The following is a 13,250-nucleotide window of genomic DNA, read 5'->3' as shown; positions in this document are numbered from 1 at the left end:
CTGCTGTGGAGTTGCGAACTGCTCACCTTCCCCTACCCTGAGGGTGGTTGCCCCGGCTATTCCAATCAGGAGCACTGTACAAAGAATATGTCCTGTCATGGTTTATCCTCTTCTTTCATGCAGGTGTTCCGGAAATGTTTAAATGTTAGCCCCGGCCCCGGTAAAATATCAGGGGTCAGTCATGCGCCGTCCATGACATTGACCTGGAAGAGAGGGAGGCAGTATCATCAGATCCTGTAATTAAACTGGCGGGGAATCAAGTATTCCTGTGGTTGGAGAGAAGGTTTCGCTTTTGCTTGACATCTTTGTCGATGCTGATGCATGCCCGGTCAAACAGGAAATATTCCGGGTCGCAAAACGATACGGTTTAAAGGTCATTCTCGTTTCGAACTCATGGATGCGTACTCCTGAATCAAGCTGGCTGGAACTGATCGTGAAAACCCGCCGCAGGAATGGCATTAAATCATAAATGATCTGATGATACGTTAAACAAGAGAGGTTCTAATTCCATGGGTATTTTCAGAATCAGCAGGAAACTCAAGTTCGAACCGCTTGAGCGTGTAAAACCACTGCTGGATAAAAGCCCCGTTGATGTGGATGCAGCTATGGCTGTCTTCGGGCCGGTATTGGATCAGATAGATTTTGATTTAAAAATCAGGTACGAGCTTGAATCTATACTGGAAGAAAACAGCTTTGAGGAGCTATCCCTGTTCTGGAAATCCGTAAAGCGCACCCGATCGTTCTGCACTCTACTCGTTTTGGGGATTTTTCTTCTTGCAGCCGGCACGGGAATATTAGTAATCGGAAAGAATTTGAAACAGGCAGATGAAGCGACCACAACGTGGTCGGTAACATACGGCACTGTCATTGAATCAGAAGTCGGTACCTCAAGGGGCTCTAACATAACCGGTCCTTTTGCCACCACAGGAGGTTCAACTGGAAGCCGTGGAGGCGGATCCATGGGTATTGACGGCAGGACGTCCGGAGGGTCAGGACCTATCCTGTACTCCCCTGTAGTACACTATACCTATGTAGTTGACGGTCAACGATACTACTCCGACAGAATCTTTGCCGACGACCGTTACGCAAATGATGATTTGGGTCAACACGAAGCTATTATTGCCAGATATCCAGAAGGAAAAGACGCAGAAGTATTTTACGATCCGCAGGATCCCGGACAGTCCGTACTGATTCGAGGTGACTCACCGGGAACTGAACTCACATATACTTCCGGGATTATAATCCTCATCATCGGAGGATTCTGCACCTTGCTGTTTGCTGTATACACATTAAGAAGAATTTAGTATTTCGTAGCCTCTCCTGCTACACCCAGTTTTCAGGATCATCAGGAATCCGGGAGCCAACACTGGATAATTCGAGCCTTCCGGGAAGGATTTTCATTTCCCAGCTTCTCCAGTCGCAGTACTGTTTATCAAATAAATGTCAGGCCCGGCCCCGGGATCTATCAGAACTCGAACTCCACCCCCAGAATGGGCATCATTCCCCATTGGTGGATGTAATCCTCCTTCCTTTCTATCTGGTTCCAGTAGGTTGCTGTAACGTTCCTCCGGTTATAAACATTCCATACGGAAGCATAACAGATAAGACTCGATCCGGAGAAGTGGAATCTTCTGTCCACGCGGATGTTCAAAGAATGGTAGGCTGGATATCTCTCTGCATTGATCCTTGTTTCATCCAGGATGGTCCTGTTGAACTCCTCGCTTGCAGCAAGGTCAAGAGGAGTGTACGGCCTCCCCCCTGCAAACATCCACCTGCAGCTGAACTCCCAGTTCCGGTCCAGTCTGTAGCCGCCCTCGAGGGTGCAGATCCACCTGTTGTCGAAGATCCGGTTCCTCCATTCCTCTCCTGGACTGCGGTACTCGGACACGGAGTATGATCCCGCTAACAGCCCGTATAAACCGCTCACCAGACGCTTCTGCAGTGTAACCTCTATGCCGGTGGCACGGGCTTCAGCTCCGGAGACCAGGTTTTCAAATGCGTAAAGGTCCTGCTCGCTGCTCAGGCCGTCCAGTACGAAGTAACCAGGCTGTGACGGATCGTACGGGAAATTTTCGTATTGTTTCATGTACGCTTCCACCACCAGGCGGGTATCATCGGTCAGCAGTTGCCTCAGCCCCACAACAGCATGACAGCAGGTGGGGTCTTCCAGATCAGAATTTTCCGCGTTTCTGGAAAGCAGCTCCGTTGAAAGTGTCTGTCTGTAAATCCCGGCAGCACCGCTTATCACAGTCCCTTCTACTGGTTCCCACCTGGCCGATCCTCTTGGTGACAGAGAGCACCTGTCAGTGAAATCGTTGCAGTCCATCCTTGCGCCGAAGGAGAGTGTCAGTGCAGGCATCACCAAGTATGAGCAGGTAGTGAAGATTCCTCCCTGAATTGTGCTTTGATCCTTCCTTATCGAAACGGCAGGTATAGGCTCACCGCTGTAATTGGTATCAGCGGCATAGAAGTTATCGAATCTGTCGAACCTGTATTTACCGTCTAACCCGAACTCCATCGTAATTACAGGTGAAATCTGCCATGTATTGACATTACGGAACTGAAGAGCTTTTTCAATTGAATTCTGCGCCGCCTGCACGTTTCCGGAAAGTGTCTCCCAATAGTCTCCCCTGTATTTTGTCCCCTGGAAGGATACTGTCGTATTCGAATAGCCCTCTCCCTCCCAGAGCCATCTCCAACCCAGACCGGTAGCGATATTCCAGTTATCCGTTATCCCGAAATTCGTATTACCATCCTCGTAAGCCTGCTTAAACGTATAATCAACATAATCACTTGCCCCTGCACTGATAATTGACAACCGGTGAGCCGGAGTCAGGTCATAGTTCACCTTTGCCTGGAAGTCGGAATAGATCGGTACCGCATCAATGTCCGATATTTCCACCAGGAGGTCCACATATGACCTTCTTGCAGAAGCCAGCCAGGTTCCCCTGCCCCTATCAAGCGGCCCCTCGCCTACCACACCAAATCCTGACATACTGAAATCAATCTGCCCGTTGAACTCCTCCCTGTTGCCTTCTCTTAGTTTCAGTTCCATTATAGAGGAAAGCCTGTCTCCGTATGCAGAGGAAAATCCCCCCGCTGAGAACCGGACATCCTCCAGCAGATCAACGTTAACCATGCCGAGACCACCGCCGGAAGTCCCCTGACGGGGGAAGTGGTTAATATTCGCGATCTCAATATCATCTATGTAGAAGCCATTCTCCAGAGGGTTGCCACCGCGTACGGCCAGACCGTTGTACTGATCGTCCACCTTCGCGACGGATGGCAGTCCGGCAATTACGCGAGTTACATCACCGGCTGAACCTGGAGTCCGCCGGATCTGTTCCCCCGCAAACTCCATTCGGCTTGTTGGCTGGATATCATCCTCAGCGAAATACTCGGGCCTGACCTCGATAATTCCTCCCTGGATGACCGCAATTTCCAGTGAGAAATCTACAAAGGTCGACCTCTCAGACCTGACCATGATATCCGTCTTCACCCTTGAATGGTAACCGACGCTGGTGACACTGATGTTGTAACCGCCCACAGGAATATCAGTAATCGTAAAGATACCCGAAGCATCGGTGATGGCACCGAAGGAAGTACCGTCCACCATTACGAAGACGCCAACGATCGGATCCTGAGTTCTCTGAGATACCACCTTGCCTCTGATACTTCCAGTGGGCTCAGCTCCAAACGTAACTGATGCTATGACAATTATTTGAAAAAACATTAAGGATACTGATCCAAAGCGCATCTGTACTCTCCTGACTATCTAAATGTATCGATGAGATTATGTCTATACTTGCTAATCATATGATTTAATCATATGTTTTAATCATGTGATTATGATACTGAAATATGATAATCCGTCAATGCCTGCAGGGTTGCCGGAAAGCGACGGAGAGGTTACCTTAGCTGAGTCAAACCTGGAGGGCTTATGGAAGACAAAGGCGACACAAGGAAGAAAATCATCCTTGCCGCAATAGACATTCTTAACATTGAGGGTGTAGGCGGCATCACCACCCGCAGCATCGCTGAAAAAGCCGGTGTCAACTCCGCCTCCGTGAACTACTACTACGGCTCCAAGGAAAATCTCATTGATCATGCCCTCAACATGACACTGGAACATGTCTTCAGCGACTGGATGATGATTCTCGAAATAGAGGAGCTGGACCTTCCTGTCAGGATCTACTGCCTGCTGGATTTTACGATGGAGGGTGTCTTGAGATACCCTGGTATTGTTCGTTCGCACCTGTTCGCCCCGCTGGGAAAAGAAAGAACAAGAAAGGCTTTCGCGGAAAAGACGGGTTCCCTTCTGGATATGCTTTCAACAATGCTTGAAGAACGCTCCTCTCAGACAAAGGAAAAACTCAAACTGTCACTTGGACAGATGCTGCTCACAGTGATATCAGCAGCCATGATCCCTGAGCTGTTCACGGCAATCACCGAAAAAGATATCACTGAAGCACAGGCAAGAAGCCGCTTCATTCTTAACCTCCTGAAGCAATTTCTCGATGTGGAGCTGACGATAACGGATATTATTCAGAGCGAAATCATACGGGTTCGCAAACAGGCTTTCAGAAGTGAATAGTCCTCACAAAACTGTGAAATAAAAGGCCCGGCCACGGAATCCATTGACCTGGAAGAGAAGCAGGGAGTATCATCAGTTCAGTTAGAAAATTGGGAAAAATGAAGTGTTCCGGCGGTTGGAGAGAAGGCTTCACTTTTACCTGATATCTTCTTCGATACTTATGTATGACCGGTCAAGCAGGAAATATGGGAGGAGAACCATGAGCGAAGAAAAGAAGAAACTTTCCCCGCTTGCATACGAGTCCATGGATGGTGAGGACTATCCTCCATATGTACCTGACGGAAAAAGAATAAAGGAATTTTCTGTCAGGGCGATAATACTCGGAATATTTCTTGCGGTGATCCTGGGCGCAGCCAACGCGTATCTTGGTTTGAAAGTTGGAATGACAGTGTCCGCGTCCATCCCTGCAGCTGTTATCTCGATGGGTATCCTCAGAGGACTTCTCAGACGGGGAACCATTCTTGAGAACAACATAGTACAGACCATCGGCTCGGCAGGTGAGTCTATTGCCGCCGGTGTGATATTCACGATCCCTGCTCTTTATCTGCTTGGTCTTGCTCCTCAAATGATTACAGTAACTCTTATGGCCGGTCTTGGCGGAACTCTCGGACTTCTTATGATGATTCCACTCAGACGGGCTGTGATAGTGCAGGAACACGGAAAACTTCCCTTCCCCGAGGGAACCGCCTGCGCGGAGGTTCTTGTAGCGGGAGAAGTTGGCGGAAGTTCGGCGAGAACCCTCTTTGCGGCGATGGGTATTGCGGGGTTGTACCGTTTCGCCCAGAACGGTCTCAGGCTATTTCCTGAGAGTATCGAGTGCGCTATCAGCGGATTTTCAGGCGCGATGCTTGGCGTAGACATCCTTCCATCACTGCTGGGTGTGGGATTCATTATCGGTATAAGGATATCAACCGCTATGCTCGTCGGCAGTATCATCTCCTGGTTGTGCATAATCCCTCTAATCAAATTCTTCGGTGCTGGATCGTCCGTTATCTTCCCCTCCGAGATACCCATATCAGAAATGGGTCCATGGGATATATGGAATAACTATATCAGATACATCGGTGCCGGAGCGGTAGCCTTTGGAGGTATCACCAGTTTCATCGAAGCCCTTCCAACCATTGTTCGCAGTTTCAGAAAGGTGCTCGGAACTTTCACTCTGAAGAGGATAGGTATCGATATCCGTACCCAACAGGACCTTCCGGGCGCGGTGGTCATCATCGGTTCACTTATTATCGCGATTGCTCTGCTTTTTATCCTTCCCATAGACAGCATGCTGGCAAGGGTTCTTGCTGCTGTGGCAGTAGTTATTTTCAGTTTCTTCTTTGTAACTGTTTCAAGCAGGATAGTAGGTCTGGTCGGCAGCTCGAATAATCCTGTTTCGGGAATGACCATAGCAACCCTCCTGCTTACAGCTCTCATCGTCAGAATCGCAGGCATCTCCGGAACTGCCGGAATAATGGCAAGTATGGGTGCGGGTGCGATAGTCTGCATCGCCCTGGCCGCGGCCGGAGACATGTCGCAGGATCTCAAGACAGGTTTCCTTCTGGGAGCAACTCCCAGGTACCAGCAGCTCGGTGAGATCATTGGAACACTGGCTACTGCTCTTGTAATAGGTTTTCTGCTGAATATGCTCAACACTACATACGGATTCGGCACACCGGAACTGCCGGCACCGCAGGCAACCCTGATGTCCATGGTGGTCAGGGGGATATTCAATGGTAATCTGCCCTGGGCTCTGATCTTTATAGGCGCTGCTCTTGGGTTGGGCGCAAGGCTGATCGGTCTCTCTGTACTTGCCTTTGGAGTGGGAATATACCTGCCTATCCATCTGAATCTTGCTATCTTTGTGGGTGGAACCATCAGGGCGCTTGTTCAAAGAAGATTCCCGAAAGACTCAAAGCGGCACAAAGGCGTAATGGAAAAAGGTATGCTCATCAGCTCGGGTATGGTTGCCGGAGGGGCTCTGGTGGGTCTGATCGTGGCTATGCTCACATACTTCAAGCTGGATAATAGAATTAACGTAGGCGGTCCCTTTGAGGAAAGCATGATCGCGGGTCTCGCGGTCTTCCTTATTCTTGCGGTCTATCTGTACACCAGAGTGGTGAAGAAGGGAAAAAACGTTAATACCGATAGAGACTCAACAGTGTAAAACTATATGAAGAGTATGGTGTTCATTGTATCTGGTTATCCATAGATAACAATGATATCAGAAACTTCTATCGTTATACCAGTACTTTCTGGCGAACTTTTCGAAGCGTTTGACGGAAAGAACATTGCATACAGGCCACGTACAATCAATGGAAAATAGTGCCATTCCCCGTGCTGCTCGAATTTCCGCATGGAGGCTGTTGCCCTGGCAGAGGTAAGCAGGGATTATCAGAGAGAACCTGATAGAACTGTTCTTGCTTAAATCAGGAGTTGCGTCTGGTTTCAGTTCTATTGCACCGTTACTCATTATCCATTTGATTCTTCAATAAGACTTCCATCTTCATTTCTTAGTCTTTTCCCATAATGTACATACCAGTGAAGGTGTTTTGTTGTCTGATACTCTCCAACGTTTGAAGAGACCCTGCATCCGCCGAATTCTTTTTCAACTGACTTTGTTACATATGAAATTGCTTTCAGAAATTCGTTGGAAAGTACAGGATCATTGTCAAAGGTTGACAGGGAATCAATGTGTTTCTTTGGAATGATGACTATATGCAACTCAAAATACGGTTTCGTATGATGAAACGCCAGGATCTCATCCGTTTCATATACGATATCAACCTTTGTTCTTTTCGAGATTATTTCATCACAGTAATAATCTTTCATTCAACCTCGCTTATCTGTTCAATCACATTCGTTTGGATGCAAGAATCCGATCAAAGAGAAAATATGGGATATCTGCCTTTAATCCAAGTACGTAATCCGGATTATTCAAACTTAATTATACGAAGTGAAAACGGAAATCAGTCTCGTTGGAAGAAATGAGTATACTGTCCCCGGAATCCGTGATCTATAGAGCTGCTTCCGGAAAATCGCTCAATTTCCGATGAATCCTTTCCGCAGCCAGTCTGCCTGAAAGAAGCATACCTCCGAAAACAGGACCCATTCTATGAGATCCCATTGCAGCGTTGGCCGCCATACCTGTTACGAACATTCCATCGACGATTTCAATCGTGTTTTCCGCAAGAGCCCTCTCTCCCATATCAGCGTTCATGGACCGCTCCCCCTCAATCCCACCGGAAGGAGTGTTGAGTACCAGATCCGTTTTCTCTACCACTTTCCGAAGCACTTCCAGGGGGTGGCCTGTTGCTTCGATCACATACTTCGCTGATATACAGATGGGGTCAACATGGAGGTCTGCGATCTCTATTGGACTGGACGTCACAACCACTCCGCATATTCTGCCTTTGTCCACCATTACATCCTCGACCGAGAAAAGGTTGTAAATAGAAACACCGGCCTTGCAGGCCTCAGAGATCAGAGTGGAGATAGACTCCACGGAGCCGGCTACGAAATAACCAGGGGAATACTCCCTCATGGCGACTCCCAATTCCTCAAGGATCTTCTTCCCCTCGTCCTGAACCACAATAACATTGTAACCCATTCCACCTCCCCACATACCGCCTCCCGTGGAGAGCTTTCTGTCAAATACCGCAACCTTATGCCCCATCAGGGCAAGTTCACGGGCAGCGATAAGCCCGGCAGGTCCTCCTCCAGCCACCGCAACATCAACCTCAAGGTTGTCCAGCAGACCCCCGAGGAATGTATCGACTATCGCCCTGCTTATCTCTACTTCGCTAAGTTTTTCCATGACTCTCCCTGTTCATGCCAGTACTTCAGCCTTCGATCCTGCTCAGATGGTTTTCATCAATGGAAGAGAGCGCCTTTAAGGAAATGCTCCATTGCCGCCTATCCATCTGTGATTTTATACCGGGAATAAATACTGATGGAACGTACCCCTGTCAAAGACCTGAGCGAATGCTATATGCTTTTTTTAATGCATCTAAAAGCACACTCATCCCTTGAGCCAAGGTGGATAGCGATCATTAGAACTCATACTCACTGCAAGTGAGCACAGAGAATGGATATTGCCAGCAAAACCGGACAGGTATTCATCAGCACAAAACCGTTCGTACAGCCGCCAATACCGGCAGAGATTGGCTGTTCTCATGAAGAAGGTCCGGGATGTGAAAGCGATGAGATGACTGACGATCGACGACTGTCTGCAAAATAGTAATTTGTCAGATCTGACTCCGGGTATTTCGAAATTCAGTATCTGGTTACCGAGTACTGCGGGTATGTCGAAAGTATAAGGGACGTCGTGAAGTCCAGTGTCTGATTTCACTCATCCGATACTTGAATGTTGCAGTCAGGAGATTCTGTGATACATTTGAAATCCGATAGTGAATACCGGGGGTTGCGGTGATATCCGAGTGTCGTATAAACACTCGAATTTGAGTAATCCACTGATGTCTTATCACAGGTCGGTATTACCGTTCGAATCCGGGGGGATAGCATGAAGGAATGTCTTCAGCTGGCAGACGGAACCATCTTCAGGGGTTCCGCATTCGGGTTTGATACTGAAACGATAGGTGAAGTGGTCTTCTGCACCGGCATGGTTGGTTACCCCGAAAGCCTCACAGATCCAAGCTACAGAGGGCAGATACTGGTCATGACATGGCCCCTCGCAGGCAGTTATGGTGTCCCTGAATTCCTTCCTGGAAGCAGGCACTTCGAATCCGATAAGATACAGGTGAGCGGTCTGATTGTTTCGAGCCATATCGAGAAGTACAGCCATCACACTTCGCAAAGCAGCCTCGGAAACTGGTTAAAACATGAAGGAGTTCCTGCTCTTGAGGGAATCGACACCAGAGAGCTGACCAGAAAGCTGCGCGGGGCGGGAACGATGCCCGGAAGGATTATCGACCGCACAAAGGAAACTGGCATTGAATTCGATTTCGATATCGGGAATCCAGTGAGTCTTGTTTCCCCGGAAGAACCATTTACACTGAACCCCGGTGGAAGTCCCGTAATAGGTCTTCTGGACTGCGGTTGCAAGAGGAGCATAATGAACGCGCTTCTCGACAGGGGCTGCCGCGTGGAAGTGCTTCCCTTCGAGCACGATCTCACAGAGGTTGAAGCAGACGGGTTCCTGATCTCGAATGGTCCAGGAGATCCTGCTGCTCTGAAAAACACAATCGACCGGATAAGAGCCCTGCTGGAATGCGACAGAAATGTACCCGTATCAGGTATATGCCTTGGTTGCCAGCTGATTGCGCTTGCGGCCGGGGGCAGGACATGGAAACTCCCGTACGGGCACAGGTCTCAGAATCAGCCTGTCATTCAGACAGGATCGGAAACATGCAGGATAACCAGTCAGAATCATGGATACGCAATAGATCAGAACTCCCTGTCTGACGATTGGGAAATCTGGATGACGAACCTGAACGACAGCACTGTTGAAGGTATCCGTCACAGATCCAGGCCGATTTCAGCGGTCCAGTTCCATCCTGAAGGCGCTCCCGGTCCCCGTGACAGTATTGATTTCTTCGACATCTTCCTTGGGGAGGTCCGGAGTGGCTGAAATAAAGAAAGTTCTCCTGCTGGGAAGCGGCGGCCTTCGAATAGGCCAGGCCGGGGAGTTCGACTACTCGGGCTCACAGGCTCTCAAGACACTCAGAAATGAAGGTGTGGAAACCGTCCTGGTCAACCCCAATATTGCAACCGTCCAGACATCCTCCGGGATGGCCGACACTCTCTACCTGCAGCCGGTCGACTCTCACACTGTGGCTAAGATCATCGAAAAGGAGCGCCCGGACGGCATCCTTCTTTCGTTCGGCGGGCAGACAGCACTCAACACAGGACTTGAGCTGGACGCTTCCGGAATCCTCGAACGCTTCGGGGTAAAGGTTCTTGGCACTCCCGTTGAGTCCATCCGCAACACAGAGGACAGGGAACGCTTCGTAGCGGTTCTGGATGAGATCGATGTCCGGACAGCCGGCTCCAGTGCCTGCCTCACCGTCGAGGATGCCCTTGAAGCTGCAAGGAGGCTTTCGTATCCGGTAATGGTCAGGTCGGGATTCTCTCTGGGGGGACTCGGAAGCGGTGTGGCACAGGATCCTGAAGGCCTGCGGGAACTGGCGGGCAATGCCCTCAGACTCGCTCCGCAGATACTGATCGAAGAGTACCTCGAAGGCTGGAAGGAAATTGAGTACGAAGTTGTCCGCGACCGGTTCGACAACTGCATGACAGTATGCAATATGGAGAACCTTGACCCTATGGGAATACACACAGGCGAAAGCATCGTAGTAGCGCCCAGCCAGACACTCTCCAACCATGAGTACCATACACTCAGAGAGATTGCTATCCGGACTGTACGTCACCTCGGCATCGTGGGGGAATGCAACATCCAGTACGCTCTCGATCCCGACAGCAGTGACTACAGGGTGATCGAGGTGAACGCAAGACTCTCTCGGTCTTCGGCCCTTGCAAGCAAAGCTACCGGATATCCCCTCGCCGCAGTAGCAGCGAAGCTAGCCCTGGGCAGCTCTCTCGCAGAGATAAGGAACACCGTCACCGGATGCACATCAGCCTTTTTTGAACCTTCGCTGGATTATGTTGTCGTTAAAGTTCCCAGATGGGACCTCGAACGCTTCCGGGGGGTCGACAGCAGGATAGGCTCCCAGATGAAAAGCGTCGGAGAGGTGATGGCAATCGGACGCGGTTTTGAGGAAACCCTTCAGAAGGCGCTGAGGATGATCGGGACCGGAATGAACGGGCTCGTGGGCAACAGCCTCGAGTTCCCGAATCTCGAGAAGGAACTGAGGGAGCCTACTCATAGAAGGATATTCGCCGTTGGTGAAGCCCTATCGCGGGGAATGGACCTCGAGGAGATACACAGGCTGACCCTCATCGACCGCTGGTTCCTCTACAGAATTGAAGCGATTGTCAGCAAGGCAATCGAACTCGGGGGAATGTCACCCGAGGACCTCACTTCAGAGGTCATTCTGAAGGCCAAGAAACTGGGTTTCTCGGACCATCAGATCGCCATATCCGCGGGAACGGACCAGGAAGAAGTGCGTAAACTCAGGCTCAGCTACGGAATCAGGCCTTCGGTGAAGCAGATCGATACAATGGCGGCGGAATATCCCGCGGTGACAAACTACCTCTACATGACCTATCTGGGAGAGAGTAACGATGTTGAATCCAGGGCCGGATCTGTCATTGTTCTGGGGAGCGGACCTTACAGGATAGGATCGAGTGTCGAGTTCGACTGGTGCTGTGTCAACGCAGTCGAGACCGCCAGGAAGCTGGGGTACCTAACTGTAATGGTGAACTGCAACCCGGAAACGGTCTCTACCGATTACGATATCTGTGACAGACTCTACTTCGACGAGCTCAGTCTGGAGAGGATTCTGGACATATACAGTTTCGAGCCTCCCGAGGGTGTAATCGTCTCGATGGGAGGACAGATCCCGAATACTCTTGCTCCAGGACTCCACGCTTCCGGTGTTAATATCCTCGGTACACCACCTGACAGCATCGATCAGGCAGAGGACAGGCACCGCTTCTCAACGCTTCTAGATGAGCTGGAGGTGGATCAGCCGGAGTGGGCGGAAGCAGGAAGCCTCGACGAAGCGATGGAATTCTCCCGTAAGGTGGGTTATCCCGTCATGATCAGACCTTCGTACGTGCTATCGGGAGCAGCAATGGCAGTGGTATGGGACGATTCGAGCCTCAGCGCCTACCTGAGCAGAGCAACCGAAGTGAACCCGGACTACCCTGTAGTTATCTCGAAGTTCATCGAGGAGGCGAAAGAGATCGAGTTCGATGGTGTCGCCTCCCGGGGGGAAATACTCCTCTATGCTATGGGTGAGCACGTCGAAAACGCGGGAGTGCATTCCGGAGACGCGACTGTCGTTATTCCTCCCCAGCGTCTGTACGTCGAGACAGTACGAAGGGTCCGGCAGACAGCGAGGAAGATCACCCGAGCCCTGGACATCACTGGTCCTTTCAATATCCAGTTCCTTGCGAAGGACAACAGGATAAGGGTAATAGAGTGCAACCTGAGAGCTTCACGTACATTCCCATTTTCATCGAAGGTCCTGCGGAGAAATTTCATCGGACTTGCTACCAGGGCGATTCTCGGTGCCGATACTGAGAGGGTCGAGAGTTCCACACTCGACCTGGATCATGTCGGAGTGAAGGCCGCTCAGTTCTCCTTCCAGCGTCTGACAGGTGCTGACCCCGCGATGGGTGTTGCCATGGCATCGACAGGAGAGGTTGCCTGTATTGGAGAAGACATGGAGGAAGCCCTTCTCTCCGCCATGCGATCCGTAGGCTTTGTGATTCACAGGAATACCGCTCTGGTTTCTACCGGTCCGAAGGAGCAGAAAGCCCTCTGGATGCCTGTGATCGACAGGATGGACAAAATGGGATTTACGATCTATGCCACCTCCGGCACAGCCAGATCACTAAGAGCCAGCGGCATAGCCGCCGAGACTCTCAGGTGGCCCCTGGAGGAGGAAACTCCAAACTGTCTTGAATACATCAGTTCCGGAAGGATCGGTCTCGTCATCAACGTTCCAAAGAACAATCAGTCCGAAGAACTCTCGAACGACTACCTCATCAGAAGGGCCGCGGTCGACTGCGGTGTTCCGCTGTT

At 50.3% G+C, this 13,250-nt stretch carries 11 protein-coding genes; 7 read left to right on the top strand and 4 right to left on the bottom strand.

The genetic code is table 11. The features are described from left to right. Positions 1 to 292 precede the first annotated feature (292 nt). Positions 293 to 469, top strand: a complete 177-nt coding sequence (locus K8R76_01455) for a hypothetical protein (protein MCD4846838.1) — start codon at positions 293 to 295, stop codon at positions 467 to 469. Between the two features lie 40 nt (positions 470 to 509). Then, on the top strand, positions 510 to 1,304 hold the full coding sequence (locus tag K8R76_01450; GenBank protein MCD4846837.1) for a DUF3592 domain-containing protein: 795 nt from the start codon (positions 510 to 512) through the stop codon (positions 1,302 to 1,304). Between the two features lie 161 nt (positions 1,305 to 1,465). On the opposite strand, the gene K8R76_01445 is transcribed toward K8R76_01450, so the two are convergent. Then, on the bottom strand, positions 1,466 to 3,733 hold the full coding sequence (locus K8R76_01445) for a TonB-dependent receptor (GenBank protein ID MCD4846836.1): 2,268 nt from the start codon (positions 3,731 to 3,733) through the stop codon (positions 1,466 to 1,468). A gap of 207 nt (positions 3,734 to 3,940) precedes the next feature. Between K8R76_01445 and K8R76_01440 the strand changes: the two genes are divergently transcribed. Together K8R76_01440 and K8R76_01435 are read left to right on the top strand one after the other, a co-directional pair. Further along, complete coding sequence (locus tag K8R76_01440; GenBank protein MCD4846835.1) at positions 3,941 to 4,594, top strand: TetR/AcrR family transcriptional regulator; 654 nt, start codon at positions 3,941 to 3,943, stop codon at positions 4,592 to 4,594. A gap of 199 nt (positions 4,595 to 4,793) precedes the next feature. After that, the gene (locus tag K8R76_01435; protein ID MCD4846834.1) at positions 4,794 to 6,746 is read left to right on the top strand and encodes an oligopeptide transporter, OPT family; all 1,953 of its coding nucleotides are present in this window, start codon (positions 4,794 to 4,796) and stop codon (positions 6,744 to 6,746) included. Positions 6,747 to 6,803: 57 nt separating this feature from the next. Here the strand turns inward: K8R76_01435 and K8R76_01430 are convergent, their stop codons facing one another. The 3 genes from K8R76_01430 to K8R76_01420 form a co-directional block, all read right to left on the bottom strand. After that, positions 6,804 to 7,052, bottom strand: a complete 249-nt coding sequence (locus K8R76_01430) for a hypothetical protein (protein ID MCD4846833.1) — start codon at positions 7,050 to 7,052, stop codon at positions 6,804 to 6,806. After that, positions 7,052 to 7,411: an HIT domain-containing protein gene (locus K8R76_01425; protein ID MCD4846832.1), complete on the bottom strand. Its 360-nt coding sequence runs from the start codon at positions 7,409 to 7,411 to the stop codon at positions 7,052 to 7,054. The genes K8R76_01430 and K8R76_01425 overlap by 1 nt, the downstream gene beginning before the upstream one ends. A 184-nt stretch (positions 7,412 to 7,595) precedes the next feature. Then, entirely contained in the window at positions 7,596 to 8,396 is an 801-nt protein-coding gene (locus K8R76_01420) for a sulfide-dependent adenosine diphosphate thiazole synthase (GenBank protein ID MCD4846831.1), read from the bottom strand. Between the two features lie 270 nt (positions 8,397 to 8,666). On the opposite strand from K8R76_01420, the gene K8R76_01415 reads away from it, so the two are divergent. The 3 genes from K8R76_01415 to carB form a co-directional block, all read left to right on the top strand. Continuing rightward, complete coding sequence (locus K8R76_01415) at positions 8,667 to 8,819, top strand: hypothetical protein (protein MCD4846830.1); 153 nt, start codon at positions 8,667 to 8,669, stop codon at positions 8,817 to 8,819. A gap of 282 nt (positions 8,820 to 9,101) precedes the next feature. Then, positions 9,102 to 10,169: a glutamine-hydrolyzing carbamoyl-phosphate synthase small subunit gene (gene carA, locus K8R76_01410; GenBank protein MCD4846829.1), complete on the top strand. Its 1,068-nt coding sequence runs from the start codon at positions 9,102 to 9,104 to the stop codon at positions 10,167 to 10,169. Further along, a partial coding sequence (gene carB / locus K8R76_01405; protein ID MCD4846828.1) for a carbamoyl-phosphate synthase (glutamine-hydrolyzing) large subunit occupies positions 10,162 to 13,250 on the top strand: 3,089 nt, incomplete at its 3' end. The genes carA and carB, both read left to right, overlap by 8 nt.

The organism is Candidatus Aegiribacteria sp. (assembly GCA_021108435.1).
Classification (GTDB): Bacteria; Fermentibacterota; Fermentibacteria; order Fermentibacterales; family JCC-6; genus Aegiribacteria.
This window is presented reverse-complemented; position numbering and strand designations above follow the sequence as displayed.

Coding starts and splice junctions, on each gene's coding strand:
- K8R76_01450 (MCD4846837.1), top strand. CDS start 510: ATGGGTATTTTCAGAATCAGCAGGAAACTCAAGTTCGAACCGCTTGAG.
- K8R76_01445 (MCD4846836.1), bottom strand. CDS start 3,733: ATGTTTTTTCAAATAATTGTCATAGCATCAGTTACGTTTGGAGCTGAG.
- K8R76_01440 (MCD4846835.1), top strand. CDS start 3,941: ATGGAAGACAAAGGCGACACAAGGAAGAAAATCATCCTTGCCGCAATA.
- K8R76_01435 (MCD4846834.1), top strand. CDS start 4,794: ATGAGCGAAGAAAAGAAGAAACTTTCCCCGCTTGCATACGAGTCCATG.
- K8R76_01430 (MCD4846833.1), bottom strand. CDS start 7,052: ATGAGTAACGGTGCAATAGAACTGAAACCAGACGCAACTCCTGATTTA.
- K8R76_01425 (MCD4846832.1), bottom strand. CDS start 7,411: ATGAAAGATTATTACTGTGATGAAATAATCTCGAAAAGAACAAAGGTT.
- K8R76_01420 (MCD4846831.1), bottom strand. CDS start 8,396: ATGGAAAAACTTAGCGAAGTAGAGATAAGCAGGGCGATAGTCGATACA.
- K8R76_01415 (MCD4846830.1), top strand. CDS start 8,667: ATGGATATTGCCAGCAAAACCGGACAGGTATTCATCAGCACAAAACCG.
- carA (MCD4846829.1), top strand. CDS start 9,102: ATGAAGGAATGTCTTCAGCTGGCAGACGGAACCATCTTCAGGGGTTCC.